The sequence below is a fragment of the Streptosporangium sp. NPDC002544 genome (genome assembly GCF_040295965.1).
Lineage (GTDB): Bacteria > Actinomycetota > Actinomycetes > Streptosporangiales > Streptosporangiaceae > Streptosporangium.
Genome location: NZ_JBEOWJ010000009.1, coordinates 39,735 through 64,038, shown reverse-complemented (window position 1 = coordinate 64,038; position 24,304 = coordinate 39,735). Strand labels below are relative to the sequence as shown.

The 24,304-nt window shown below is 71.1% G+C and carries 24 protein-coding genes and 1 riboswitch; of the genes, 11 read left to right on the top strand and 13 right to left on the bottom strand.

The window, feature by feature from the left end:
* Positions 1 to 18: 18 nt before the first annotated feature.
* Entirely contained in the window at positions 19 to 1,638 is a 1,620-nt protein-coding gene (locus ABT061_RS15375; protein WP_350917046.1) for an isovaleryl-CoA dehydrogenase, read from the bottom strand.
* 204 nt (positions 1,639 to 1,842) lie between these two features.
* Positions 1,843 to 3,291, bottom strand: coding sequence for an ankyrin repeat domain-containing protein (locus ABT061_RS15370; RefSeq protein WP_350917044.1), 1,449 nt, complete (start codon positions 3,289 to 3,291; stop codon positions 1,843 to 1,845).
* A gap of 201 nt (positions 3,292 to 3,492) precedes the next feature.
* Between ABT061_RS15370 and ABT061_RS15365 the strand changes: the two genes are divergently transcribed.
* From ABT061_RS15365 to ABT061_RS15355, 3 genes are all read left to right on the top strand, one after another.
* Entirely contained in the window at positions 3,493 to 4,236 is a 744-nt protein-coding gene (locus tag ABT061_RS15365; RefSeq protein WP_350917042.1) for a DUF1707 SHOCT-like domain-containing protein, read from the top strand.
* A gap of 237 nt (positions 4,237 to 4,473) precedes the next feature.
* Positions 4,474 to 4,968, top strand: coding sequence for a SigE family RNA polymerase sigma factor (locus tag ABT061_RS15360; RefSeq protein ID WP_350917040.1), 495 nt, complete (start codon positions 4,474 to 4,476; stop codon positions 4,966 to 4,968).
* A gap of 1 nt (position 4,969) precedes the next feature.
* Positions 4,970 to 5,782, top strand: a complete 813-nt coding sequence (locus ABT061_RS15355) for a hypothetical protein (RefSeq protein WP_350917037.1) — start codon at positions 4,970 to 4,972, stop codon at positions 5,780 to 5,782.
* A gap of 128 nt (positions 5,783 to 5,910) precedes the next feature.
* On the opposite strand, the gene ABT061_RS15350 is transcribed toward ABT061_RS15355, so the two are convergent.
* The 6 genes from ABT061_RS15350 to ABT061_RS15325 form a co-directional block, all read right to left on the bottom strand.
* Positions 5,911 to 6,672, bottom strand: coding sequence for a sirohydrochlorin chelatase (locus tag ABT061_RS15350; protein WP_502991444.1), 762 nt, complete (start codon positions 6,670 to 6,672; stop codon positions 5,911 to 5,913).
* A complete protein-coding gene (locus ABT061_RS15345; protein WP_350917031.1) occupies positions 6,669 to 7,397 on the bottom strand; it encodes a phosphoadenylyl-sulfate reductase in 729 nt (242 codons plus the stop codon). The genes ABT061_RS15350 and ABT061_RS15345 overlap by 4 nt, the downstream gene beginning before the upstream one ends.
* 130 nt (positions 7,398 to 7,527) lie before the next feature.
* Complete coding sequence (locus ABT061_RS15340) at positions 7,528 to 7,671, bottom strand: Insertion element protein (protein ID WP_184616917.1); 144 nt, start codon at positions 7,669 to 7,671, stop codon at positions 7,528 to 7,530.
* A 12-nt stretch (positions 7,672 to 7,683) separates the two neighbouring features.
* Positions 7,684 to 9,366 carry a nitrite/sulfite reductase gene (locus ABT061_RS15335; RefSeq protein WP_350917027.1) on the bottom strand — a complete coding sequence of 561 codons (1,683 nt, stop codon included), beginning with the start codon at positions 9,364 to 9,366 and terminating at the stop codon, positions 7,684 to 7,686.
* Positions 9,367 to 9,514: 148 nt separating this feature from the next.
* Positions 9,515 to 9,598, bottom strand: a complete 84-nt coding sequence (locus ABT061_RS15330) for a putative leader peptide (protein WP_350917820.1) — start codon at positions 9,596 to 9,598, stop codon at positions 9,515 to 9,517.
* Between the two features lie 81 nt (positions 9,599 to 9,679).
* On the bottom strand, positions 9,680 to 9,805 hold the full coding sequence (locus ABT061_RS15325; protein ID WP_350917024.1) for a hypothetical protein: 126 nt from the start codon (positions 9,803 to 9,805) through the stop codon (positions 9,680 to 9,682).
* Between the two features lie 72 nt (positions 9,806 to 9,877).
* Between ABT061_RS15325 and ABT061_RS15320 the strand changes: the two genes are divergently transcribed.
* The 5 genes from ABT061_RS15320 to rsgA all read left to right on the top strand — a co-directional run bounded on the left by ABT061_RS15320 (position 9,878) and on the right by rsgA (position 15,059).
* Positions 9,878 to 10,675, top strand: a complete 798-nt coding sequence (locus ABT061_RS15320) for a TIGR03084 family metal-binding protein (RefSeq protein ID WP_350917021.1) — start codon at positions 9,878 to 9,880, stop codon at positions 10,673 to 10,675.
* Positions 10,676 to 10,735: 60 nt separating this feature from the next.
* The gene (locus ABT061_RS15315; RefSeq protein WP_350917018.1) at positions 10,736 to 11,134 is read left to right on the top strand and encodes a YccF domain-containing protein; all 399 of its coding nucleotides are present in this window, start codon (positions 10,736 to 10,738) and stop codon (positions 11,132 to 11,134) included.
* A 77-nt stretch (positions 11,135 to 11,211) separates the two neighbouring features.
* Positions 11,212 to 12,225, top strand: a complete 1,014-nt coding sequence (locus tag ABT061_RS15310; protein ID WP_350917015.1) for a YihY/virulence factor BrkB family protein — start codon at positions 11,212 to 11,214, stop codon at positions 12,223 to 12,225.
* Between the two features lie 8 nt (positions 12,226 to 12,233).
* Positions 12,234 to 12,317: riboswitch (ZMP/ZTP riboswitch) on the top strand.
* Between the two features lie 32 nt (positions 12,318 to 12,349).
* Complete coding sequence (glyA, locus tag ABT061_RS15305; RefSeq protein WP_343967454.1) at positions 12,350 to 13,606, top strand: serine hydroxymethyltransferase; 1,257 nt, start codon at positions 12,350 to 12,352, stop codon at positions 13,604 to 13,606.
* Between the two features lie 334 nt (positions 13,607 to 13,940).
* Positions 13,941 to 15,059: a ribosome small subunit-dependent GTPase A gene (gene rsgA, locus ABT061_RS15300; protein WP_350917011.1), complete on the top strand. Its 1,119-nt coding sequence runs from the start codon at positions 13,941 to 13,943 to the stop codon at positions 15,057 to 15,059.
* A gap of 130 nt (positions 15,060 to 15,189) precedes the next feature.
* Here rsgA and ABT061_RS15295 read toward each other — a convergent pair whose 3' ends face one another.
* From ABT061_RS15295 to ABT061_RS15280, 4 genes are all read right to left on the bottom strand, one after another.
* Positions 15,190 to 15,504 (bottom strand): WhiB family transcriptional regulator, encoded by a 315-nt coding sequence (locus ABT061_RS15295; protein WP_012893126.1) that lies wholly within the window; start codon positions 15,502 to 15,504, stop codon positions 15,190 to 15,192.
* Positions 15,505 to 15,610: 106 nt separating this feature from the next.
* A complete protein-coding gene (locus tag ABT061_RS15290; protein WP_350917006.1) occupies positions 15,611 to 16,558 on the bottom strand; it encodes a ferredoxin family protein in 948 nt (315 codons plus the stop codon).
* 110 nt (positions 16,559 to 16,668) lie between these two features.
* On the bottom strand, positions 16,669 to 18,183 hold the full coding sequence (locus ABT061_RS15285; protein ID WP_350917003.1) for a glycerol-3-phosphate dehydrogenase/oxidase: 1,515 nt from the start codon (positions 18,181 to 18,183) through the stop codon (positions 16,669 to 16,671).
* Positions 18,180 to 18,746: a TetR/AcrR family transcriptional regulator gene (locus tag ABT061_RS15280; RefSeq protein WP_350917000.1), complete on the bottom strand. Its 567-nt coding sequence runs from the start codon at positions 18,744 to 18,746 to the stop codon at positions 18,180 to 18,182. The genes ABT061_RS15285 and ABT061_RS15280 overlap by 4 nt, the downstream gene beginning before the upstream one ends.
* A 46-nt stretch (positions 18,747 to 18,792) precedes the next feature.
* Here ABT061_RS15280 and ABT061_RS15275 point away from each other — a divergent pair, with 46 nt between their 5' ends.
* Entirely contained in the window at positions 18,793 to 20,376 is a 1,584-nt protein-coding gene (locus ABT061_RS15275; RefSeq protein WP_350917817.1) for an FAD-binding oxidoreductase, read from the top strand.
* A 68-nt stretch (positions 20,377 to 20,444) separates the two neighbouring features.
* Here the strand turns inward: ABT061_RS15275 and ABT061_RS15270 are convergent, their stop codons facing one another.
* Positions 20,445 to 20,855: an acyl-CoA thioesterase gene (locus ABT061_RS15270; RefSeq protein WP_350916997.1), complete on the bottom strand. Its 411-nt coding sequence runs from the start codon at positions 20,853 to 20,855 to the stop codon at positions 20,445 to 20,447.
* A 300-nt stretch (positions 20,856 to 21,155) separates the two neighbouring features.
* Here ABT061_RS15270 and ABT061_RS15265 point away from each other — a divergent pair, with 300 nt between their 5' ends.
* Together ABT061_RS15265 and ABT061_RS15260 are read left to right on the top strand one after the other, a co-directional pair.
* Complete coding sequence (locus ABT061_RS15265) at positions 21,156 to 22,664, top strand: metallophosphoesterase family protein (protein ID WP_350916994.1); 1,509 nt, start codon at positions 21,156 to 21,158, stop codon at positions 22,662 to 22,664.
* 39 nt (positions 22,665 to 22,703) lie between these two features.
* Positions 22,704 to 24,299, top strand: coding sequence for a bifunctional 3'-5' exonuclease/DNA polymerase (locus tag ABT061_RS15260; RefSeq protein ID WP_350916991.1), 1,596 nt, complete (start codon positions 22,704 to 22,706; stop codon positions 24,297 to 24,299).
* Positions 24,300 to 24,304 lie beyond the last annotated feature (5 nt).

The following is a 24,304-nucleotide window of genomic DNA, read 5'->3' as shown; positions in this document are numbered from 1 at the left end:
CACCGGCCGGGGGGCGGGTCAGTAGGAGGCGCGCTCGACGAGGACGTCCAGATCCAGGCCGGGGGGGAGCGTACCGAAGGCGCGGCCCGCGTCACCGGACAGCCGGGAGACGCAGAAGGCGTCGGCGACGGCCGTCGGCGCCAGCCGGACGAGCAGCGACCCCTGCAGCACCAGGGCCATGTCCTCGGCGACACGCCGGGCGCGGGCCTCGAAGTCCGTCGTGTCGTCCAGGGACTTGCGCAGACGGTCGACGGCGGCGTCCAGGTGGCGGTCGGCGCCGGAGGCGAGCGAGACCTCGGCGAAGAACGCCTCCTGCGCCTCGGGCTCGCGGCCCAGGGCGCGCAGCACGTCCAGCGCCGCGACGTTCCCCGAGCCCTCCCAGATGCCGTTGAGCGGCGACTCGCGGAACAGCCGGGGCATCTGCGACTCCTCGACGTAGCCGTTGCCGCCCAGGCACTCCAGCGCCTCGGCCGCGTGCGCCGGAGCGCGCTTGCAGACCCAGTACTTGCTCACGGCCAGCGCGGTGCGGCGCAGCGCGGCCTCGGCCCGGTCCCCGGCGATGGCCCGGTCGGTGGCGCCGGCCAGCCGCGTCATCAGGACGGTCGCCGCCTCCGACTCCAGGGACAGGTCGGCCAGCACGTTGCGCATCAGCGGCTGGTCGGCGAGCTTCCTGCCGAACGCGGCGCGCTGCCTGGCGTGGTGGACCGCCTGCGTGACGCCGTACCGCATGCCGGCCGCGGAGCCGATCACGCAGTCCAGCCGGGTCATGTTGACCATCTCCAGGATGGTCCGCACGCCCCGGCCCTCCTCGCCCACCAGGTAGGCCGTCGCGCCGTGGTACTCCACCTCGGCGCTGGCGTTGGACCGGTTGCCCAGCTTCTCCTTCAGCCGCATCAGCTGGACGGCGTTGCGGGTGCCGTCCGGCAGGATCCGGGGGAGCAGGAAGCACGACAGCCCGCCGGGGGCCTGGGCGAGAACCAGGAACACGTCGCACATCGGGGCGGAGTTGAACCACTTGTGCCCGGTCAGCAGGTAGCTTCCGTCGCTCAGCGGCTCGGCGCGGGTGGTGCCGGCCCGCACGTCGGAACCGCCCTGCTTCTCGGTCATCGCCATCCCGGCGAGCACGCCGCGCTTGCTCAGCGGCGGGCGCAGCCCGAAGTCGTAGCTCCGCGAGGCCAGCAGCGGCTCCCACTCGGCGGCGAGCACCGGGCTGTGGCGCAGCGCGGCGATCGACGCGTAGGTCATCGAGATCGGGCAGCCGTGCCCCGCCTCGACCTGGCTCCAGAGATAGAACTTGGCGGCGCGGGCCACGTGCGCGCCCGGCCTGGCGCTCGTCCACGGGGTGGCGTGCATGCCGTTGCCGACGGCGACGGTCATCAGCTCGTGCCAGGCGGGGTGGAACTCCACCTCGTCGATCCGCCGCCCGTACCTGTCGTGGGTGCGCAGCACGGGCGGATGCTCGTTCGCCAGCCGCCCCCACTCCTGGGCCTGCTCGGAACCGGCGAGGAGGCCGAGCCTGCGCAGTTCCCCCGTGGCCCATCCCGCGCCCTCCCGGTCCACGCCGTCCATGAGGGCGGCGTCGGCGGACACGTCGTGCCCGGTGAGCGGATCTGCCTGGTTGAAGACGTCATGGGTCACGTGGGGCCTCCGGTGAACTCATCCGGCCCGTCGCCGGCTCCTATGCCTATCTCAACATCCCTCCGGAGAGTTGGTGCACTTAATTGTGGTGCTATGTCCGGCTTTCGCGTGGAGTTGGAGGGCGCGCCCTCCGGGAACGCCTCTCGCCGTACGCGTCCTCCGCCCCGGCGCCGGCCGGGGGGAGTCGCGCGTACGGCTCGCGGTTCAGACGTTCTTGACCAGGTCGCGGACGTAGTCGTCGTCCTCGTCGCTCTCGGCGAGCACGCGGTCGGCGCCCCGCTGGGCGCGGGCGTCCCCCCGGGTGGCCAGGCCGCGGGTGGCCTCGGCGACAGTGTTCAGATCCTCGTCGTCGAGCCTGGCGGCGAGCGCGTCGCGGATCGGCTCACTGTCCTGCGCCAGACCCGCCAGGCCCATGGTCGCCCAGTCGCGTACCTCCGCGTCGGGGTCCTCGGTCATCGAGATGAGCAGCGCGAGCCCCTCGGCGTGGCCGGCCGGCAGGACGGCGGCCAGCGCGGCGGGGTCGGCCTGGGTGCGGGTCCAGCCGTCGGAGGTGATGATCTCCAGCACCTCGGGCAGGGCACGCGGGTCGGCGTGGTGACCGAGCGCGCCGAGCACCGAGCGCAGCACCCGCTCGTCGCCCTCGGTGGCCGCCATCCGTCGCAGGATCGGCAGCGTCTCCTCCAGGAAGGGCTTCTCGTCCTCGGTGAAGCCGAACTCGGCGAGCATGTCGACGGCGAACTCCCGCTTGCGCGGGTCCTCGCTCGCGCACAGCCGCGCCGCCGCGTCGAAGGTCTCGCCGTCGCCGCGCCGGCTCAGCGAGCTCGCCACGGTCCACCAGGTCTCGGCCTCCTCGTCGATGTCGCGGTAGGGCATCGCCCGCTCGACCATCTCGTCGAAGGGCAGTCGCTCGTCCGTCGCGTCCTCCAGCAGGGTCGCGACGGCCGCGTGCCCGCGCTGGCAGGTGAGCTCGGCCACGCGGGTCCCGTCCGGGCCCACCGCCGCGACGGTCACCAGGTCGGTGCCGTCCGTGGCCCGGCTGCGGCCCACGACGAACTGCGAGCCCTCGGGGGCCTGCTCGGTGAGCTGCTCGAGGAGCGCGCTCTCCAGCTGGGTGCCGAGCCAGTCGTAGGCGATGGACAGCGGCGTGTCGCCGTCGCCGTCGGGCCGGTCGGCCTCGGCGCCGGCCTCCAGCAGCGCGCGCACGACGCCCAGGGCGCCGCGCCGGGTGGCCAGGGTGAGCGCGGTGTCGCCGCCCTCGTTGGCATCCTCGGGGTCCGCCCCGGCCGCGAGCAGCGTACGGACGGCATCGGCCCGCCCGTTGGCGGCGGCCCAGAGCACGGCGGTCCACCCGTCGGCCTCCCGCCCGGACACGTCGGCCCCGGCGGCCAGCAGCGCCTCCACGGTCTCGACGCGGTCCCAGGCCGAGGCGGCGCACAGGGGCAGCCCCGCGTCCTGTCCGCCGCTGATCCGGTTGGGGTCGGCTCCGTGGGCCAGCAGTGCGCGCACGATGGCCACGCGCCCCGCGCTCGATGCCAGGTACAGGGCGGTGGGCTCTTCCGCGCCGCCGGGGTCGGCGCTCGTTCCGCTCTGCAGCAGCCGCTCGACCCGCTCGGCGTCGTTACCCGTCACCGCGTCCAGGAGTTCTCGATACATGCCTACGGATCATATTGCCTGCCTTGGCGAGGAGGCCGTACACCGGCCGCGACGCCCGGCGCGGTGCCCCGCGCCGCCGTATGGTGGACGCGGTGCCTGCGTGAGGGGGCGTCAGCAGGCCTGGCCTCCTTCTCCGGGCGCATCGCGCTTCCTACCTTCTGGGGATCCTCTATTCCGACAACTCGCGATATGTTGTGAGTCATGAATGATCCCGGGGAAATGCGGGTCTCGGACGCCGAGCGGGAGGCCGCCGTCGAATGGCTGCGGGTCGCCTCCGTCGAGGGACGGCTGACCCTCGGCGAGCTGACCGAGCGCACCGAGGCGGCCTACACCGCCCTCACCCAGGCCGAGCTGGCCGTGCTCACCGCGGACCTGCCAGGTGGCCACCCGGCGCCCGCCCCCGCCTATCCTCCGGCCGAGGCCGAGCGGGGCGGGGCGGCGCGACGCTGGTTCGTGGCGGTGATGGGCAGCTCCAAGCGGCGCGGCACATGGCGGATCGACAAGCCGCTCGGTGCCGTCGCCGTGATGGGCGACGTCGTGCTGGACCTGCGCCAGGCCGAGGTCCGCACCGGGGTGGTCGACATCATGGCCACCGCGGTCATGGGCGACGTGAAGATCATCGTCCCGGACGGCGTGGACGTCGAGCTCGACGGCATCGCCATCATGGGGGACAAGAAGGTCCAGGTCATCGAGGCGCCCCCGGGCACGAACGTGCCGATCGTCCGGGTCAAGGCCTATGCCCTCATGGGGGACATCAAGGTGGTCGGAGACTCGCGGGCCAAGCCCCTCAAGAAGAAGTGGGCCGCCTGGCGGGAGCAGTGGGACCAGATGCGCGGCGAGCTGCCCGGTGAGGCACGCCCCCACCAGATCCACCCGCCCCCTCAGCCCTGGAGCTCAGCGCACCCTCCCAGGCCCCCCAGGCCTCCCCGGCTGCCCGGCCACTGACGGCGGTCCCCCACCCGCGCGGTCTCCCACCCGCCCCGCGTTCACCTGCTACGTGTCGCCCGTGCCACTCCCGCGCCGCGCCACTCCGGGCCGCGTGGCCGTGCGCTCGGCCGCCTCTGTCCCCGTCCGGGTTTTCTCCCCGCGCCCCCGGTGGGTGAGTCTCCGGACGCGTGCAACGTCTCGGGGCGCCCGGAGCGTAGTGCTCGGTGACATACACCGAGCAGGGAGGATCCCCCGATGCGAGACCGGGCCGACTTCGAGCGCTACGTGGAGCAGCGCTCGGCCCGCCTGCTGCGGACCGCCTACCTGCTGTGCCGCGACTGGGGCACGGCGGAGGACCTGCTGCAGACGGCCCTGGCCAAGGCGTGGCTCGCCTGGCGGAGAGTGGGCGACGATCCGGACCCCTACGTCTACCGCATCCTGGCCAACACCCATGCCAGCTGGTGGCGGCGCAGGTGGCGGGGGGAGGTGCCGAGCGCGGACCTCCCCGAGACACCGGACGAGGCCGCGGAGGACGCGGTGGCCGGCCGGGAGGCGGTCAGGCAGGTCCTGGCCGGGCTTCCCGGCAGGCAGCGGGCCGTGATCGTGCTGCGTTACTTCGCCGACCTGCCCGATCAGCAGATCGCCGAGATCCTCGGCTGCTCGGTGCCGACCGTGCGCAGCCAGGCCAGCCGGGCACTGCGCAAACTGCGGGTCGATCCCGCGACCGTCGCGATCACCACGGGGAGCTGAGATGACGATCACCGAATTCGAACTGCGCGAGATCCTGACCGGAGACGGAGACGACGGCCACAGCGGGGGCGTCACCGTCGCCGACGTCCACCGGCGGGTCCGCGCGATCAGACGCCGCCGCTGGGCCGCGGCCGGCGCGGCGGCCGCGGCCGCCCTCACCGTCGCGGTGGCACTCAACGTTCCCCTGGGCGGCGGTACGGCGAGTGAGGCCGATCTCTGGACCGGCGTCATGGCCCGGCCGTCCGCCGGCCCGCCGATCGTGTCACAGCCATTGGGAGAACCGTATCCCGTGCGTGAGGTCATGACCCGCAGCTTCGGGACCGGTGGGACACGGGAGGAACTACGGCTCGGGTCCGGAAGCGGTTCGATGACGGTGACCGTTCACTGCTCCGGGCCGCTGCGGCGGGCGATCGTCTGGATCGACGACGGTCCTCCCAGAAGGCAGCTCTGCGGAACCGGCCCCGACGGATTCCCCATGGCGATCTCCCAAGAGGACCGGAGCGCCACGGCGATCAAGGAACAGAGGAGTTCGGTGGCCGGTGAGCGGGTCGTGTCCGCGGCCGTGCTGCCCGGCGAGATCGACAGCACGGGCAAGACGATCAACATGCTGCTCGAAGGGATGGACGACTACTTCGAGGGCTGGGAGGCACGGCTCACCGAAGCGAAACCCTTCCCGCTGAAGTGGTCGGTCAGCGTACGGGAGGTGATCTTCCCCGCCTGCCGGGACAACGTGCGCCAGGTGGACCCGAGAACCGGGGAGATGGTCCTGCTGCGCTGCGAGGGCGAGGCCACCGCACCCCCGAGCGTGCCCTGAGCCCCCTCGTGAGGCCCCTGAGCCCCCTCGTGAGTTAGAGGCCCCCCCGTGAGGTCCTTGAGCCTCCTCGTGAGGCCCCTGAGCCCCCTCGTGGGGTCCCTGAGCCGTGGAGCCGGGCACGGTGGGGTTCAGGCGGTGGCGAGCACCTGCTGCCGGTGTGCGGCCCGGTCGTAGCGTTCGAGCAGCACCGTCGCGAGCTCCGGGGCGGCGCCCAGCACGTCGGCGACGACGTCGGCGCCCGCGGCCAGCGTCTCGCGGCGGATCTTGTCGGCGAAGTGGCCGGGGGCCAGCAGGTAGGGGGCGATGACGACCCTGGCGGCCCCGGAGCGCCGCAGGCGCAGCACCGCCTCCTGCGGGGTGGGACCGGCGGCTGAGGCGTAGGCGGCGCTCACCGACCGCCAGCCGCGCCGTGCGGACCAGTCTCCGGCGATCTGGGCGACCGTCGCGTTGGCGCGCGGGTCACTGGAGCCGGCCGAGACCAGCACCACGGAGGTGCCCGTCTCGCCGGGCTCCACCCCCGCCTCGGCCAGACGCCGCTCCAGCGCGGTGACCAGCAGCGGGTGCGGGCCCAGGGTGGCGCCCGCGTGCACGCGCAGCAGGGGGCGGCGGGCCGTCGCCTCGGCCAGCGCGCCGGGGATGTCGACCCGGCTGTGGTAGGCCTCGGTGAGCAGCAGCGGCAGCACCACCGCCTCGGTCAGTCCCGACAGCGCCGCGGGGAGCGTCGGGGCGGCGTGGTCGAGGTAGGCGGTGCGCACGAGGAGTTCCGGGCGCGCGATCCGTACCAGGTCGAGCAGGTCCTCCACGGTCGCGGCGGCGCGCGGGTCACGGGACCCGTGCGCCACCGCGATCAGTGGTGTCACGGAAGCGGCGCCGGGGGAGCGCCACGTCATACGTGCAGCCCGCACTCGGTCTTGCCCATGCCGGCCCAGCGACCGCTGCGCGGGTCCTCTCCCGGGGCGACCTGGCGGGTGCAGGGGGCGCAGCCGATCGAGGGGTAGTTGTCGTAGTGCAGCGGGTTGATCAGCACTCCGTTGTCGGCCATGTAGTTGTCGACGTCGTCCTGCGTCCAGCTGGCGATCGGGTTGATCTTGACCATCTGGCGCTTGGCGTCCCACTCCACGACCTTGACACCGGCGCGGGTGGCCGCCTCGTCGCGGCGGATGCCGGAGACCCAGGCGAGGTAGGGCTCCAGCGCGCGGTTGAGCGGCTCGACCTTGCGCAGGTAGCAGCAGAGGTCGGGGTTGCGTCCGAACAGGCGCGGACCCAGGTCGCGCTCCTGCTCCTCGACGGTCCGGGACGGCTTCACGTTGATCACGTTCACGTCGTAGACCTGCTGGACCGCGTCACGGGTGCCGATCGTCTCGGCGAAGTGGTAACCGGTGTCGATGAACAGCACGTCCACGCCGGGCTTGACCCGGCTGACCAGGTCGATCAGCAGGGCGTCGGCCATGGAGGCGGTCAGGCAGAGCCGGTCGCCGAAGGTCGCCGCCGCCCAGCGGATGATCTCCAGGGCCGAGGCCTCCTCCAGGAACCGGGAGGCCGACTCGACGATGTCCTGCAGCTCGAAAGTACTCCGCTGCTGCCGTAACCCGATCTCGATGTCCACCAGTGTCATCGCTCGTTCACCCAATCCTCATTCGCCCCGCGGAGCGGTGCGCTCGTCGCGCCGGAACTCGCCGTCTGGACCGTGCGGCTCGCGAGGGCCTCGCCGGCCCTCGCGTGGACCGCGTCGGATTCGCCGCGCGTCACGAGCGCACCCCGATTCCGAGAAACTTCAACTTGAAGGCACGCGCGCACGACCGGCAGTACCAGCCGCCGTCGCCCTCGTAGGGCTCCAGGTCCTCCTCGCCGCAGTACGGGCAGTGGAAGGGGACGGCGCGCTCACTCATCCGTTCCGCCGTTCACTTCAGGTCCGCGTCGTCGGCGCGCTGCACCCAGTCGGAGAAGGTCTCGTCGTCCTTCTTCTGCTCCTCGAAGTTGCGCAGCACCCGCTCCACGTAGTCGGGAAGCTCCTCGGAGGTGGTCTTCAGGCCGCGGACCTTGCGGCCGAAGCCCGGGTTGACGCCCAGCGAGCCGCCCAGGTGCACCTGGAAGCCCTCGACCTGCTCCCCCTTGTCGTTGACGACGAGCTGGCCCTTCAGGCCGATGTCGGCGACCTGGATGCGCGCGCAGGAGTTGGGGCAGCCGTTGACGTTGATGGTCAGCGGGTTCTTGAAATCGGGCAGCCGCTGCTCCAACTCGTCGATCAGGTTGGCCGCGGTGGCCTTGGTCTCGACGATGGCCAGCTTGCAGAACTCGATCCCGGTGCACGCCATGGTCTGGCGCCGGAAGGTGGAGGGGTTGACCTGCAGGTCGCCGGCCTCCAGCTCGGCGACGAGGCTGTCGACCTGGTCGGGCGCCACGTCGAGGATGACCATCTTCTGCTCGACGGTGGTGTGCACCCGGTTGGAACCGTGCCGCTCGGCGATGTCGGCGATCAGGTGCAGCTTGTCACCGTCGAGGCGGCCGACCTTCGGTGCGAAGCCGACGTAGAAGTTGCCGTCCTTCTGCGGGAAGACGCCCACGTGGTCCCTGCGGCCGCCGCGCGGCTCCTCGGGCGCGGGGCCGTCGGGCAGGGCGTGGCCGAGGTACTCCGTCTCCAGGATCTCCCTGAACTTCTCCGCGCCCCAGTCGTTGATCAGGAACTTGATCCGGGCCCGGTGCCGCAGGCGGCGGTAGCCGTAGTCGCGGAAGATGCCGATCACGCCGCCGTAGGCGGGGGCGACCTGCTCGGGGGTGAGGAAGACCCCCAGCCGCTTGCCGAGCATCGGGTTGGTGGACAGGCCGCCGCCCACCCAGAGGTCGAAACCCCGCTCGCCCTTGTCGTTCACGACGCCCACGAACGCCACGTCGTTGATCTCGTGCACGGTGCAGTGCGCCGGGCACCCGCTCACCGCCGACTTGAACTTGCGCGGCAGGTTGGAGAAGGCGGGGTCGCCGATGTAGGTGTCGTAGATCTCCTGGATCTGTGCGGAGCCGTCGAGGACCTCGTCGGTGTCGATCCCGGCCAGCGGGCAGCCCAGGATGACGCGCGGGGTGTCGCCGCAGGCCTCCGTGGTGGACAGGCCCACCGACTCCAGGCGCTCCCAGATGTCGGGGACGGCCTCGATCTCGATCCAGTGGAGCTGGATGTTCTGCCGGTCGGTGACGTCGGCGGTGCCCCGGCCGTAGAGGTTGGAGATGTCGGCGATGACCCGCAGCTGCGCCAGGTCGAGCCGGCCGCCGTCGATCCTGACCCGGAGCATGAAGTAGCGGTCGTCGAGCTCCTCCGGCTCCAGGATCGCGGTCTTGCCGCCGTCGATCCCGGGCTTGCGCTGGGTGTAGAGACCGAACCAGCGCATCCGGCCGCGCAGGTCGGAGGGATCGATGGAGTCGAAGCCCCGCTTGGAGTAGATGTCGATGATCCGCTGACGGACGTTGAGCCCGTCATCGTTCTTCTTGTTCTCCTCGTTCTTGTTCAACGGTTCGCGGTAACCGAGAGCCCACTGACCTTCGCCACGCGGGCGCTTGTGGTGTCGGTTGACCGGCCGGGCCGGGGTCGTCATGTGCGCGTCCTTTTTGAGGCTCGATGGGATGATTTCCGGACGCGCACGGGCGGCACCTCCCGCCTCGTCGTTGAGTGCGGGGGTCGATTACTCAGAGGAGGACGCCTGTTACGCGGCCGAGCTGGGTGAAATCAGCAGAGGGCGACGGTTAACGGACGTCACAACAGATGGCACTGCGGACACGCAGAAGGTCGACGTGGCGTCGCACGACGAGCAATGGGTCCGCTGGCATGTCTCTGACGATACCTTGGCGGCACTGGATGTCCAATGTCGGGTCCACAATCTGGACGCGAGGGCGAGATCCGGGCCCGGGTCATCCCTGGCGCGGCCAGCCCATCGCCGACTCCCTGGGCCTGTCGGCGGGCTTGTGCTGGCAGTCGCACCACGAGCCCCCTCGGCACTTGTCGTGCCGCCGTGCCTTGCACTCCTGGCAGATCATGCCTCCATTCTGCGCTGTTCCCTCTAGAACATTACTCGGTTACCCTGGCCTTGGCTGGAACAGGGAGGCGCCATGGGCCTGGTGGACGAGCTGCTGGCGGATCTGCACGCCGAGACGGTCGAACTCGACGCGATGATCGGAAGGCTCGGCGCGGAGGAGTGGGAGCTGGCCACCCCGGCCGAGGGCTGGATGGTGCGCGACCAGATCAGCCATCTCGCCTGGTTCGACGACGCCGCCACCGTCTCCGCCACCGACCCCGACGGGTTCCGCGCCGCCCTGCCCGCCCTCCTGGCCCGTGGCGACTCCGCGGTGGACGAGCTCGCGGTCGCCTCGCGCAGCCTGGCCGCCGGTCAGATACGCGACTGGTTCCGCGAGGCCAGGGCCCGCGGTCTGGAGGCCTTCGCCCGGCTGGACGCCGGTGCCAGGCTGCCCTGGTACGGACCCGACATGTCGGTCGCCTCCTTCGTCACCGCGCGCCTGATGGAGACCTGGGCTCACGGGCAGGACGTGGCGGACGCGCTCGGCGTCACGCGCGCGCCGACCGCCAGGCTCAGGCACGTGGCGACGCTCGGGGTACGCGCCCTGCCGTACGGCTTCGCGGTGCGCGGCCTGGAGCCGCCGGCACAGCCGGTGCGGGTGGAGCTGACCATGCCCGACGGATCGCCGTGGGCGGCCGGCCCCCCGGGCGTCCCCGATCTGGTCCGCGGCACCATGCTCGACTTCTGCCTCCTGGTGGTCCAGCGCCGCCACCTCGCCGACACGTCCCTGCTGGTACGCGGCGAGACCGCGAGGGCCTGGACGGCGGTCGCGCAGGCCTTCGCCGGCCCCCCGGGCAAGGGAAGAGCCCCCCTCGGCCAAGGGGAGAGGTAGGGATTTTTCAGGGGAGTACCGGATAGAAGCGAGGCTGTTTCACCTGACATCCTTGTAAATATGCGGACTTTGTTGAACGTCATCTGGTTGGTCTTCGCGGGAATCTGGCTGGCGATCGGCTATGTCCTCGCGGGCATCGTCTGTTGCATTCTGATCATCACCATCCCGTTCGGCATCGCGTCGTTCCGGATCGCCGCCTACGCGCTGTGGCCCTTCGGCCGGACCGTGGTGCGCGACCCCGACGCGGGGGTGATGTCCACCATCGGCAATGTGATCTGGTTCGTCGTGGCCGGGATCTGGCTGGCGATCGGGCACCTGCTGACCTCGATCCCGCTCTTCCTGTCGATCATCGGAATCCCGCTGGGCCTCGCCAACCTCAAGCTGATCCCGGTCTCCCTGCTGCCGCTGGGCGCCCGTATCGTCGACAGCGACGACGCCCGGGCGTTCTACCACAGGTGACCCGGGCAGGCGGGTGAGATTCGATCGTTGCCCGCCTGGCTCGTGATCAAGCACGGCTAGGAATACCGTTGTGTGGCATGACGTCCACTGATGCCCCGGCCCAGCGGCCCGGGCCCAAGCGGCGCCCTTCGCGCGGGCCCAGGACATGGCTGCGCACGGGCCTCGCGTGGATTCGCGGTACGGATGTCTGGGCCCGGCTGCTGGCGGCGCTCGCGTGGATGCGCGGAACCGACCTGTGGGCGCTGGTCACCGCCACCACGAACGCGGGCGTCACCTACCGCGTCACCGGCCTGGCGGGGGAGGCGGCCTTCTTCGCGCTGCTGTCGCTGCCGCCGTTCATGCTCGGCCTGATCGGCGTGCTCGGCCAGCTGACCCGGGTGTTCGGCCCCGAGACGGTCAAGAACGTCAGCGACTGGATCGACCAGCAGGCCCACCTGCTCTTCACGGACAACGCCGTCGACACCGTCGTCACCCCGCTCATCGAGGACGTGTTGAAGCCCGAGAACCAGGTCTCGCTGATCTCCCTGGGCTTTCTGCTCGCGCTCTGGTCGGGCTCGCGGGCGCTGTTCGTCTACGTCGACCTGATCTCGGTCGCCTACGGCCTCGGCGAGGAGCGGGGCATCATCCGCACCCGCCTGATGTCCTTCGGGTTCTATCTCGCGGGGCTGCTGATCGGGCTGGTGGTGATGCCCGTGCTCGTTCTCGGTCCCGTCGCGCTGCGCGGTGCCCTGCCGACCGACTACGCCCCGCTGGTCGACGTCCTCTACTGGCCGGTGGTCGTCATCGGCTCGGTGATCTTCCTCACCCTGCTCTACCACGTGAGCGTGCCCGTACGCACGCGCTGGTGGCGCGAGCTGCCCGGGGCGGTGCTCGCGCTCGTCATCTGGATCGTCTGCGCCGCCGTGCTGCGCGCGGTGCTCGCCGCCTGGTTCTCCCCGGTCTCCATCTACGGCTCGCTCGCCGCGCCCATCGCCGTACTGCTCTGGCTCTACATCACCGCGCTGGCCGTGCTCATCGGGGCCACGCTCAACGCCGAGGTCGACCGGCTCTGGCCGGTCGACGGCGCAGGTCGCGCCAGCCGCATGGGTTAGTCCGCTATCGTCTATGCGGCGACTGGCGCATAGGGTGGGAGAGACCACCAGGGAGCTGAAGGGCGAGAAGGCCGAGCGCCTGGGTCTTCACGCGATGTCGACGATGACAGGGGAGTGAAGGCGCATGAGTGCTCTTTCCAGCGTGGATCCGCAGATCGCCGAGCTCATCAAGGCCGAGGAGCGGCGGCAGGCCGACACGGTCAAACTGATCGCCTCGGAGAACTACGTCTCCAAGGCCGTCCTTGAGGCCACGGGCACCGTCCTCACCAACAAGTATTCCGAGGGCTACCCCGGCAAGCGCTACTACGAGGGTCAGCAGGTCATCGACCAGATCGAGACCATCGCCATCGACAGGGCCAAGTCCCTGTTCGGGGTGAACCACGCCAACGTCCAGCCCTACTCGGGCTCGCCCGCGAACCTCGCGATCTACCTGGCCTTCCTGAAGCCGGGCGAGACCGTGATGGGAATGGGCCTGCCCTTCGGCGGCCACCTGACCCACGGCTGGTCGGTCTCGGCCACCGGCAAGTGGTTCAACCCGGTCCGCTACGGGGTTCGCAAGGACACCGGTCGCGTCGACATGGACGAGGTGCGCGAGATCGCCCTCCGTGAGCGACCCAAGGTGATCTTCTGCGGTGGTACCGCGATCCCGCGCACCATCGACTTCCCGGCCTTCGCCGAGATCGCCCGTGAGGTCGGGGCCGTGCTCGCCGCGGACATCGCGCACATCGCCGGCCTGGTGGCCGGTGGCGCGCACCCGTCCCCGGTCGGTTACGCGGACGTCATCTCCACCACCACCCACAAGACCCTGCGCGGGCCCAGGGGCGCCATGCTCATGGCCACCTCCGACGAGCACGCCACCGCCCTCAACAAGGCGGTCTTCCCCGGCCTGCAGGGCGGCCCGCACAACCACACCACCGCGGCCATCGCGGTGGCGCTGAAGGAAGCGGCGACCGACGACTTCAAGGACTACGCCCGCCAGGTCGTCCTGAACGCCAAGGCGCTGGCCGAGGAACTCAGCGGCCGCGGCTTCGACCTGGTCTCCGGTGGCACCGACAACCACCTCATCCTGTTCGACCTGACCCCCAAGGGCATCGGTGGTAAGCCCGCCGCCCAGGCCCTGGACAAGGCGGGTCTGGAGACCAACTACAACACCGTGCCGTTCGACACGCGCAAGCCGTTCGACCCGTCGGGCATCCGCATCGGCACCGCGGGCGTGACCAGCCGCGGCATGGGCGTCGCCGAGATGCGGCAGATCGGCGCCTGGATCGACCAGGTCGTCACCGCCCTGGCCAAGGACGAGGACGAGGCCAAGCACGTCATCACCCGGGTCCACGGCGAGGTCAGGGAGCTCACCTCCCACTTCCCGGCCCCCGGCCTGTGACCGAGCCCTCGCGGACGGTGCGCCGGGCACGCTCGGGGCCGTGCCGGCGAGGCTGAACAGATCTTCAATGGCCGGATCCGTCGGGGCCCCGGGACACCACGTGTCCCGGGGCCCCGACGCGTTCCCCGGCACGGCCAAAATGGGCTTGCACCGGGCGGGAGGGGCTGCGCTATGGTTCTCCGGAAGATGTCGTTCGAGAGGCGGGCGGCCGTGAGCCACGAGGAGGTGGAGATCATGCGGGTTGTTCTGATGACCATGCCATCCACCGACCTCAGGGTGCCCGCCTAGCCGATTCGCGACGGGGCACCCGACCTTCCAAAAGGGTGTACCCACGTTGTCTTCGCCAATCATCTCTTCTTCGGCCGCTCTCACCGCGCTCGGCTGGACCGACTTCTTCGCCGCCGAACTCCCCGCCGGTCTGACTCCCGCCCGGGTGTCCCGCGTCGATCGCGGTGCCGCCGAGGTGCTGTCCGCCTCCGGCCATCTCCGGGCCGACTACGGTGCCCGGGTGCGGCGCGAGGCCGCCGCCGATCCCGTGGCCCTGCCCTGTGTCGGTGACTGGGTCGGGCTCCGCCGGCTGGCCGAGGGCCGCTTCGAGCTGGAGGCGCTCCTGCCCCGGCGCACCGCGTTCGTGCGTGGCGGTGTCGGCAGGGTCTCCAGGGGCGGGCTCTCAGGTGACTCACAGGGGCAGGTGCTCGCCGCCAACGTCGATGTCGTCTTCGTCGCCGAACCGGCGCTGCACGCCACCGACACCGCGGATCTGGGCAGGATCGAGCGGCTGCTCGCGCTCGCCTGGGAGAGCGGTGGCCGTCCCGTGGTGCTCGTCACCAAGTCCGACCTGATCGGCGAGGGACTCGACTTCCTGCTGAGGGAGGTGGCCACGGCGGCGCCGGGGGTGGACGTGCACCCGGTCTGCTCGGTCACCGGGGAGGGGGTCGGCATCGTCCGCGAATACCTTGAGGGCACGCGCACCGCGGTGGTGCTCGGCGCCTCCGGCGCGGGCAAGTCCACGCTCGTCAACGCCCTGGCCGGGGCGGGCGTCATGGAGACCCAGCAGGTCAGGGCCGGCGACGGCCGGGGGCGTCACACCACCGTGCACCGTGAGCTCATTCCGCTGGCGAAAGGCGGACTGATCATCGACACGCCCGGTATCCGCCGCATCGGCCTGTACGACATGGGCGAGGGCGTGGACATGGTCTTCTCCGACCTGGAGGAATTCGCCGAGCGCTGCAGGTTCGGCGACTGCCGCCACGACAGCGAGCCGGGCTGCGCGGTGCTCGCCGCGATCGAGGACGGCACGCTTCCCGAGCGGCGACTGGAGAGCTGGAACAAGCTCCAGAGGGAGGCCGCGTGGATGGCCTCCAGGAGTGACGCGCGGCTCCGCAAGGAACTGCAGAACAAGTGGAAGATCATCCACAAGGAGATGCGGAAGCCGGGCCGCAGCAGGCCGTGAAACGCGGAAATGCCCGCCGTGCGGTGATCTGCTTCAGACACCGCATGTGCGGGGCCCGACACGACAACGTGTGATCTCGCAAGGGGTGCGCGAGATCACACGTGCGGGGGAAGCCGGGTGGAGGTACTGCTCAGGCGACGGCGCTGATGCCGGCGCTGGCGGCGCGGCGCATGCGACGGCGACGCTCGGAGGCGCGCTCGTCCTCGTTCAGACCGCCCCAGGTGCCGTACTTCTCCGGACGGGACAGCGCGTAGTCCAGGCACTCGGCGCGAACAGGGCACTGGGCGCAGATCGCCTTGGCCTTACGTTCGCGAATGTCACGCTCGGGCTGACGCTCACCGTCGGGACCGAAGAAGAGCACGAGGTCCTCGCCCCGGCACGCGGCGTCATCCTGCCATCCCCAGCTGGGCCGAGGCCGGGCGGTCTGCCGACGTACCTGAGACATGAGAAAACCACCTTATAGTTGAGAGGTATTTCTGGTTGATGCCGCATTTGGACGCTTGTGGCGTCCCTGGATCCAACGCCTGGATTGGCCGTGATGTTCCCTCAGGTCAGGTCAGCGCGGACGTGGCGTACAGCACAGGGGTCAGCCTGTCCAGCGCTACCAGCCGATAGGTAGTGATCGTATCGGCGCAAGCCGTACCACATGGCGTTGTCAGCGTCATGGGTTCAACCACTACCCGAAAACGAGCGCCACTACCGCGCACAAATGCCTCGGTGACGGCGCCGTCCGACCTGGAGGATTCCACGGCCACTCCGCCAACCGAGAGTTCACCCGTATGAATGCGGATGAAATGCTCAGCGGCCTGCAGTGGCTCAGGGATGCCTGCGCGTCCCCGGAAACGGTCGAGAATGATCTCGCCGGACCGGTACGCGTCGGCTGCCGCGATCGCAGCAGCCTGAGACATGCTGCCGTAGTAAAGCCCGTGTGGCAAGCACACGAGGTTGGCGGCGTATCGATCGCCGCCAACATGTGATGTTTCCCATACTGTGTCCGGCAATGATTTCGCCAAGGACCGAGCTAGGGGTAGTCCAATGCGGGCGCAGCACGCGTTGCGCTTGGCATGCGTGCAGACCAGAAAAACCGGCTCACTCACAAGTATGCAGGACTCCGGGACCACTCCGGCCACCACGCTGTCAAGGTCAAGATCGTCTGGACCTGCGAAGACGCCTTCGGCGATCCACGGCTCGGCGGCGGTGGAGTCGGCGACCATGACGTGAATGCCGGTTTCCACGGGGTTTCTGCGACCCGGGCGGCGAATCAGCTGGGGCCGGATGCCGAGCCGCGTGGCCCGTTTGATAAGAGTGTGAACGCCCTCGGGGAGTTTGCAGTCCTCGAGGTGGGAGGCCCAGGGGCCGGAGTGCTCGATCAGCAGCCAGAAGCGGGCTCCGACGGTCGCGCTGGCGTGGACGGGCAGTTCGCCGGTATGGCAGCCCCGGGGGTGCTCGCATCCCCTGCCCGTCATGTTCGCCATGCTCGCGCCGCCGCCCGTGATCACACTCTCTCCTCGCTCCGAGTTAGGCAAGACTAACCTAACAGCCGGATCAGGGTGGCGCAGGGGGAGAAGGATCCTAGACGGGTAAAAGCGCGTCGGCGGTGTCAGTGCTGTCAGTGGTGTCGATGGGCCAGTGCCGCGCGCGCCAGTGGGAGGGCGGCCTCGCGGTCGGCGGGGACGAGGCCGATCCTGGTCCGCCGGTCGAGGAGGTCGTCCACGTCCAGGGCACCCTCGTGCCTGACCGCCCAGACGAGCTCGGCCCCCGTGACCCCGGTCGGGCCGGCCTCGGCCAGCCAGGGCTCGCGGGCCATCAGCGCCCGCACGGCGCCCGCCTCGCTCCCGTACCGTTCCAGGAGCCGGTCCGTACCCCTGCCACTCCAGCCGTCCGGCCGGACGGCCCCGACGAGGGGCAGGTTCGCGGTGCGGCTCCGGCCCGCCTTGAGCCCGCCGAGCGACACGGCACGGTCGACCGCGTCCTCGGCCATCCGCCGGTATGTGGTCAGTTTGCCGCCCACCACCGTCACCATCCCATCAGGCGTGGCCAGTAGCGCGTGCTTCCTGGACAGGTCGGCGGTGCGGCCGTCGGCGGCGAGCAGCGGCCGCAGCCCCGCGTAGGTGCCGGCGACGTCCGCCCGCCGTACCGGCTCCTCGAGCACGGAGTTCAGGACGGAGAGCAGGAAGGTCACGTCCTCCTCCGGTGCCTGCGGGACATCCGGGACGGGACCGTCCACCGGCTCGTCGGTGAGGCCGACGTAGATCCGCCCGTCGGACTGGGGGAGCACCAGTGCGAACCGGTTGCTCTCGCCGGGGATCGGGATGTGCAGCCCCGCGGCCAGGCCCGGCAGCGTCTCGGGTCGCAGTACCAGATGGGTGCCGCGCGAGGGGCGCATCCGGATGTCCGGGTGAAGCCCGGCGGCCCAGACCCCGGTGGCGTTGACCACCGTTCTGGCCCGGATCGTGAAGGTGTCCCCGCCGAGCTCGTCGCGGACCAGCGCGCCCTCGCCGGACACCTCCAGCGCCCGGCAGCGCGTCAGCACCCTCGCCCCCCAGCGGGCGGCGGTCCTGGCCACGGAGACCACCAGGCGGGCGTCGTCGGTCAGCCGCCCGTCCCACGACAGCAGGGCGCCGCGCAGCCCGCGCGAACCCAGCGGGGAGGCGAGGGCGAGCGCCTGCTCGGCGGAGATGCGCAAGGGGCCGGGAAGGAGGTGGCGGGGCGTGCCCGCCGCGATCCGCAGCCCCTCGCCGAGCCGGTACCCGGTCATCACCAGCGCCGCCTGGTGGCGGGAGACCGCGGGGACCAGCGGCAGCAGGTAGGGCTGCGCCCTGACCAGATGCGGCGCGGTGCGGCCGAGCAGGTGGCCACGTTCCACCGCGCTCTCGTACGCCACCCCGACCTGCCCCCTGGCCAGATAGCGGAGCCCGCCATGGATCATCTTGGAACTCCACCTGGAGGTCCCGAACGCCAGGTCGTGGGCGTCGATCGCGGCCACGGAGAGACCTCGGGAGGCCGCGTCGAGCGCCGCTCCGGCACCGGTCGCGCCCAGCCCCACCACCAGCACGTCCACCACGAGATCGCGGACCTCGGCGAGCTCGCGGGCGCGGCGGGCGGCGTTGAGAGACGATTTCACCGTCTTAGGTACCTTTCCAGGAGCGTGGCGAGCTCGGCGTCCAGATCGTCCCTGGTGAGCGGGTTCAGCATGGTGGGGCCGGAGAGCAGGAACGACTGGGCCGTCAGCAGCACGCCCCTGGCCAGTCTCGTCGCGTCACCGGGGCGCACGGTGCCGAGGCCCTGTCCTGCGATGATCGCCGACTCGACGAGGCTCAGCATGGCCTCATGGCTTGAGCCCCGGCGATCCAGCAGGTAGGGCAGGAGCAGCTCGGGGTCGACCTCGACGATCTTCCGCCAGAGCGGGTGGTCGCGCAGCGCCCGCACCACCGCCACCGCCGCGGTGACCGGGTCCTCGGTGGCGAACCGGCCGGCGACGCGCACCCACTCGCGGGTCATCAGGTCGGCGACGAGACTGCGCATGTCGGGCCAGTGGCGGTAGATCGTCATGCGGGACACCCCGGCCCGGCGGGCCACGTCGGTGAGCGTGGCCCGCCGTACCCCCACCGCGAGGACCACCTCGCGGGCGGCGTCGAGGATCTGGTCGCCGCTCTCCGCGGCCGCGTTGTGACGGATGGACGTCATATGTCACAGTGTAGGGGTGGAAAAACCGACGAGTGCCGCGGAACCCATGCTCTGGTCCGGCTGGGGGGATCCCGCCAAGGCCGCCGACCTGCCGGAACCGATTCGCAAGCTGCTCCACGAGATGCTGGGTGTGCGCCCGCCGCGGGACCGGGCCGCCGACTTCGGTGAGGTGCGCCTGCCCGCCGTGGCCCTGTCCCCGCTGGTTCTCACCGCGTTGCGCGATGTCGTCGGCGCCGACCACGTGCGCTTCGACGACGACGCCCGCCTCCGGCACACCCGCGGCAAGTCCACCCCCGACCTGCTGCGCATACGCGCTGGAGACGGCTCCGACGCGCCCGACGTCGTGGTGCTGCCCGGCTCCCACGACGAGGTGCTGGCGGTCCTGGCGGCCTGTGCCGCGCACCGGGTCGCGGTGGTCCCGTTCGGCGGCGGCACCTCCGTGGTCGGCGGCCTGGTCGCGACCAGGCAGGGCTTCGCCGGTGTCGTCGCGCTGGATCTGGCCCGGCTGAACCGGCTGGTCGCCGTCGACCGCGAGTCGATGGTCGCCGAGATGGAACCGGGGCTGCGCGCCCCGCAGGCCGAGCAGCTTCTGGCTGGGCACGGGCTCACCCTAGGACACTTCCCGCAGTCGTTCGAGTACGCCACGCTGGGCGGTTTCGCCGCCGCCCGCTCCAGCGGCCAGGCCTCGGCCGGCTACGGCCGCTTCGACGACATGGTCGTCGGCATGACCGTGGCGACCCCGCGGGGCACCCTCGACCTGGGCCGGGCGCCCGCCTCGGCCGCCGGGCCCGACCTGCGCCAGGTGATCCTCGGGTCGGAGGGGGCCTTCGGCGTGATCACCTCCCTGAGACTCCGCGTCCGGCCGGCGCCCGCCGAGCGCGTCTACGAGGGATGGCGGTTCGAGTCGTTCGCGGCGGGCTCGGCCGCGCTGCGGCGCCTGGCCCAGGAGGGCGCCCTGCCCACGGTGCTGCGCCTGTCCGACGAGACCGAGACGATGATCGGGCTGGCCAGGCCGAGCGAGATCGGCGCGCTGTCCGCCGACGCGGGCTGCCTGGCCGTCGCCGGGTACGAGGGCTTCTCGGAGGTGCCCGCCCTGCGGGAACGGGTCGCCGCCGTGGCGTCCGGGCTCGGCGGCGTCTACCTCGGCCCCGGCCCCGGCGAGTCGTGGGCCCACGGACGCTACTCCGCGCCCTACCTGCGCGACTCGTTGCTCGCCGCAGGGGCGACCGTCGAGACACTGGAGACCGCCGGATTCTGGTCCAACCTGCCCCGCCTGTACGAGGCCGTGCGGCTCTCGCTGCACGCCTCGCTCGGCTCACCGCTGGTGATGTGCCACATCTCCCACGTGTACGGCACCGGCGCCTCCCTCTACTTCACGGTCGTCACGGCGCAGAGCGACGACCCCGTCGGGCAGTGGGAGACGGCCAAGCGGTCGGTCAACGAGGCGATCGTCACGGCCGGGGGCACCATCTCGCACCACCACGGCGTCGGCCGCGACCACCGGGAGGCCCACGCGGTCGAGATCGGCGATCTGGGTGTGGAGATCCTGCGCGGGATCAAGGACCGGCTCGACCCCGGGGGCATCCTCAACCCGGGCGTCCTGGTCGCCCCGGAGAAGCCCGTCTCCTGAGGCCCGTCTTTCCGGCGGGTCTCCCGGGGGCGCCTTCCGATCTCCGGCTTCCGGTGGGCGATGGGAGGTCAACCGGTGACCACCAGCTTCTCCATGGCCTCGCGGAGCGGCCCGGGGATCCCGGCGGGCCGCCGGGTCTCCCGGTCGACGAACACGTGGACGAAGTGGCCCTCGGCCACGACCGTCTCGCCGTCCTCGCGGAACAGCCCGAGCTCGTAGCGGACGCTGGAACGGCCCAGGTGCCCGATCCGCAGCCCGACCCGGACGGGTTCGGGGAAGGAGACCGACGCCTTGTAGACGCAGTGCGACTCGACGCACAGGCCGATGGCGTCGCCGTCGTGAATGTCCAGGCCCGCGCTCCTGATCAGCCAGGTGTTGATCACGGTGTCCATCATCGAGTAGTGGACGGCGTTGTTGACGTGGCCGTAGACGTCGTTGTCCTTCCACCTGGTCGGAACGGTCTCCCAGTAGGCGTACACGGTGGAACTGTATTCCAGAGATCGGCGCGGGATGAGCCGCTCTCCCGGCGGGTCCGTGGCGGGTTCCGGTGGAAAGGGGCGAGCGGGAACCGCCGGGGTCATGGCGAGGTGGGGGAGCGCTCCAGTCCGCGGGACGACCTCGCGCCTGCTCGCCTTCAGCGGGGCGGTGCCGGCTCCGGCGCCGGTCGCCGCCGGATTCCCCCGGACGATTTCCGGTTCAGCCGCTTCTGGTGTGGATCGTCCTCCTTTATTGCCTGCGATCCGGGTGCGACTCCTTAAGATCATTGCCAAGATATGGTCATGGTCGATGTCGGACGGGCGGCGCAGCGCGGGCGTGAGGTCTCCTCCCGGGTGTCCAAGGAGGGCGCGGGCTGGTCCTGCACGCGCAGGGGGACCTTCGAGGACCTGCTACCCAGCCAGAAAGCCTTCTCCTGGCTCGATGTGCGTACGGTCTGGCGCTCCAGGAACGAGGTCCTCGCGGCCCTGTTCGGAGATCCGTCGGGGCAGGTACGGGCGCGCTGGGTGGCGTCCCAGCGGGCCCGGGGTGCCGACCCCTCCTTCCGCATCCCGATGGACGTCGGTCCCGAGTTCTCCTTCCTGGTCCTCGGTGACACCGGGGAGGGCGACTCCTCGCAGTACGCCGTGGTGCCGGGCATGCTCAGGATCGGCGAGGACACCGCCTTCGCGGTCGTCGCCAGTGACGTGATCTACCCCACAGGCTCGGGGAACGAGTACGAGGACAAGTTCTTCCGCCCCTACCAGGACTACCGGGCGCCGATCTACGCGATCCCCGGAAATCACGACTGGTACGACGGGCTCGGCGGCTTCATGCGCGTCTTCTGTGACGCCCCGTCGCTGGAGGTGGAGGGCGAGGGGGGCAGGCTTTCGCCCTCCGGGCTGCGCGGCCTGCTCTGGCGCAGGCCCGAGAAGATCGACGAGGCCCGGCTGGCCAGGGCGCGCGAGCGGCGGTCAGGACCCGAGCAGCAGGCCGTGCAGCCGGCCCCCTACTGGGTGATGGAGACCCCCGGGCTGCTCATCGTCGGCGTGGACACCGGCATTCGCGGCGACATCGACTCCGAGCAGGCCGGCTGGCTGCGCGAGGTCTCCCGTGACCCCCGGCCCAAGGTGCTGATCACCGGAAAGCCCATCTACACCCGCAACGACTACAAGCCGTCGAAGCTGGCCGGGGGCGGCACCGTCGACGACATCGTCACCGATCCCGCGCACAACTACGTCGCGGCGATAGGCGGCGACGTGCACAACTACCAGCGCTTTCCGATCAAGGTCGGGGAGCGGACCATCCAGTACATCGTGGCGGGCGGCTCGGGGGCCTTCATGCACGCCACCCACACCATCCCCAGGGTCACCGTCGGCGGCCTGCACGAGGACGACTACAGGTGCTACCCGCTCCGCGGTGACTCGTTGTCGTTCTACAGCAGGCTCTACAGCGACCGGCTGCGCATGCGGTGGCTCTACCTCACGCCGGACGAGAGCACGGCGCTGATGTCCCGGCAGATCGGCAACACCCCGGTACGGGACATCCCGGCCGTGCCGATCACCCGGCGGATGAGATGGGCGGCCCGGATCCTCGGCGGCTGGCCGATGCCGTTCCGGCTTCCGGTGGGCAGGATCTTCCACCGCTACCTGTCGGAGCTGTCGGACTGGGACACCCCGCCGTTCTTCAAGAGCTTCCTGCACGTCTCGGTGACGCCCGAGGCCTTACGGATCCGCTGCTTCGCCGCCACCGGCTGCCTGCCGCAGGAGATCGAGCCCCCGCTCGAGGACGAGATCGTCATACCGCTCGGCTGACCCGGCCGGAATGTCGTATCGGCGTGGCACTGTTGGCGTATGAACGTGTCAGTCGCGGCCGCCCCCGGCGGTGGGGGCGTTCTGCGCGTGGACGGCGAGTCCGCCGTGGCCGTCGCCGATCTGGTCTCGGCGGTCCGCGAGCTGGAGGCCCGGCAGCCACGCTGGGTCTGGGCCGACACGCGGGAGGTCTATCCCGCGCTGCTCGCCGCCGGCGTGCGGCTGGCGCGCTGCCACGACCTGGCGCTGACCGAGAGCCTGCTCCTGGCCCACGAGGGACGGTTCGGCGAGCCCCGCTCGGCCAGGGCCGCCCACGCCAGGCTGCACGGCCTCCCCGTGCCGGACGACCATCAGGGACCCCAGGCGCGGCAGGCCACCCTTTTCGAGGAGGAGGCGCCGGCCCCCGACGCGGACCTGGTCGCCGAGGTCCACGCCGACCAGCTGCGGCGCATCGAGGCCACCGCGGACCCGCGGCGGTTCCGGCTGCTGGTCGCCGCGGAGTCGGCCGGGGCGCTGATCGCCGCGGAGATGGCCGCCGAGGGCATGCCCTGGCGCGAGGACGTGCACGACGAGCTGCTGACGGACCTGCTCGGCCCGCGCCCGGTGCACGGCATGCGGCCCGCCAAGCTCCAGGCCCTGGCCGACCAGGTGGCGGCGGCCTTCGGCACCCCGTTCAACCCCGACTCCCCGCAGCAGATCGTCAGGGCGTTCAAGGCGGCGGGCGTGCCCGTCTCCTCCACCAGGGCCCACGACATCAGGCAGGTCGACCACCCCGGTGTCGCGCCCCTGCTCGCCTACAAGGAGATGGCCAGGTTCTACAGCTTCCACGGCTGGGCCTGGGCCGACCAGTGGGTCCGAGGCCACCGCTTCCGGCCCGAGTACGTGGTGGGCGGCGTGGTGACGGGCCGTTGGGCGACCAACGGCGGCGGCGCCCTGCAGATCCACAAGCTGATGCGCAAGGTCATCGTGGCCGACGACGGCTGGGCGCTGGTCGTCGCCGACGCGGCCCAGCTGGAACCGCGGGTGCTGGCCGCCATGGCCGGGGACGGCGGCCTGGCCAAGGCGGCCGGGCAGATCGACCTCTACCAGGCGCTGGCGCAGGCGTTCGGCGGCGAGCGCGACAACGCCAAGATCGCCATGCTGTCGGCGATGTACGGGGGCACCAGCGGAGACGCGCCCAAGCTGCTGGCCGTGATGCGCCAGCGCTTTCCCCGCGCCTACCAGTTCGTGGAGGACGCCGCCCGCGCGGGGGAGGAGGGCAAGGTGGTCCGTTCCTGGCTGGGCCGCACCTCGCCGCCGCCCTCGGCCGGCTGGCGGAAGCTGGTCTCGGGGCCCGAGGGAGGCCGCGCGGCCCGCGACCGCGGCCGGTTCACCAGAAACTTCGTGGTCCAGGCGACCGCCGCCGAGTGGGCGCTCGCGCTGATGGCGGTGCTGCGCGGCCTGCTGCCCGACCCGGCCAGGCTGGTGTTCTTCCAGCACGACGAGGTGATGGTGCACTGCCCGGCCGAGCAGGCCGACGAGGTCGTCGCGGCGGTCGGTAGGGCGGCGGAGGAGGCGAGCCGGCTGCTGTTCGGCTCGACCCCCGTCCGCTTCCCGATGCAGGCGGTCCAGGTGCGGTGCTACGCCGACGCCAAGTGAGCTCC

What these genes read in the sequence shown, in the direction of transcription:
- ABT061_RS15370 (WP_350917044.1), bottom strand. Translation starts at nt 3,291, where the DNA reads ATGTATCGAGAACTCCTGGACGCGGTGACGGGTAACGACGCCGAGCGG.
- ABT061_RS15365 (WP_350917042.1), top strand. Translation starts at nt 3,493, where the DNA reads ATGAATGATCCCGGGGAAATGCGGGTCTCGGACGCCGAGCGGGAGGCC.
- ABT061_RS15360 (WP_350917040.1), top strand. Translation starts at nt 4,474, where the DNA reads ATGCGAGACCGGGCCGACTTCGAGCGCTACGTGGAGCAGCGCTCGGCC.
- ABT061_RS15355 (WP_350917037.1), top strand. Translation starts at nt 4,970, where the DNA reads ATGACGATCACCGAATTCGAACTGCGCGAGATCCTGACCGGAGACGGA.
- ABT061_RS15350 (WP_502991444.1), bottom strand. Translation starts at nt 6,672, where the DNA reads ATGACGTGGCGCTCCCCCGGCGCCGCTTCCGTGACACCACTGATCGCG.
- ABT061_RS15345 (WP_350917031.1), bottom strand. Translation starts at nt 7,397, where the DNA reads ATGACACTGGTGGACATCGAGATCGGGTTACGGCAGCAGCGGAGTACT.
- ABT061_RS15340 (WP_184616917.1), bottom strand. Translation starts at nt 7,671, where the DNA reads ATGAGTGAGCGCGCCGTCCCCTTCCACTGCCCGTACTGCGGCGAGGAG.
- ABT061_RS15335 (WP_350917027.1), bottom strand. Translation starts at nt 9,366, where the DNA reads ATGACGACCCCGGCCCGGCCGGTCAACCGACACCACAAGCGCCCGCGT.
- ABT061_RS15330 (WP_350917820.1), bottom strand. Translation starts at nt 9,598, where the DNA reads ATGCCAGCGGACCCATTGCTCGTCGTGCGACGCCACGTCGACCTTCTG.
- ABT061_RS15325 (WP_350917024.1), bottom strand. Translation starts at nt 9,805, where the DNA reads ATGATCTGCCAGGAGTGCAAGGCACGGCGGCACGACAAGTGCCGAGGG.
- ABT061_RS15320 (WP_350917021.1), top strand. Translation starts at nt 9,878, where the DNA reads ATGGGCCTGGTGGACGAGCTGCTGGCGGATCTGCACGCCGAGACGGTC.
- ABT061_RS15315 (WP_350917018.1), top strand. Translation starts at nt 10,736, where the DNA reads ATGCGGACTTTGTTGAACGTCATCTGGTTGGTCTTCGCGGGAATCTGG.
- ABT061_RS15310 (WP_350917015.1), top strand. Translation starts at nt 11,212, where the DNA reads ATGACGTCCACTGATGCCCCGGCCCAGCGGCCCGGGCCCAAGCGGCGC.
- glyA (WP_343967454.1), top strand. Translation starts at nt 12,350, where the DNA reads ATGAGTGCTCTTTCCAGCGTGGATCCGCAGATCGCCGAGCTCATCAAG.
- ABT061_RS15295 (WP_012893126.1), bottom strand. Translation starts at nt 15,504, where the DNA reads ATGTCTCAGGTACGTCGGCAGACCGCCCGGCCTCGGCCCAGCTGGGGA.
- ABT061_RS15280 (WP_350917000.1), bottom strand. Translation starts at nt 18,746, where the DNA reads ATGACGTCCATCCGTCACAACGCGGCCGCGGAGAGCGGCGACCAGATC.
- ABT061_RS15275 (WP_350917817.1), top strand. Translation starts at nt 18,793, where the DNA reads ATGCTCTGGTCCGGCTGGGGGGATCCCGCCAAGGCCGCCGACCTGCCG.
- ABT061_RS15265 (WP_350916994.1), top strand. Translation starts at nt 21,156, where the DNA reads ATGGTCGATGTCGGACGGGCGGCGCAGCGCGGGCGTGAGGTCTCCTCC.
- ABT061_RS15260 (WP_350916991.1), top strand. Translation starts at nt 22,704, where the DNA reads ATGAACGTGTCAGTCGCGGCCGCCCCCGGCGGTGGGGGCGTTCTGCGC.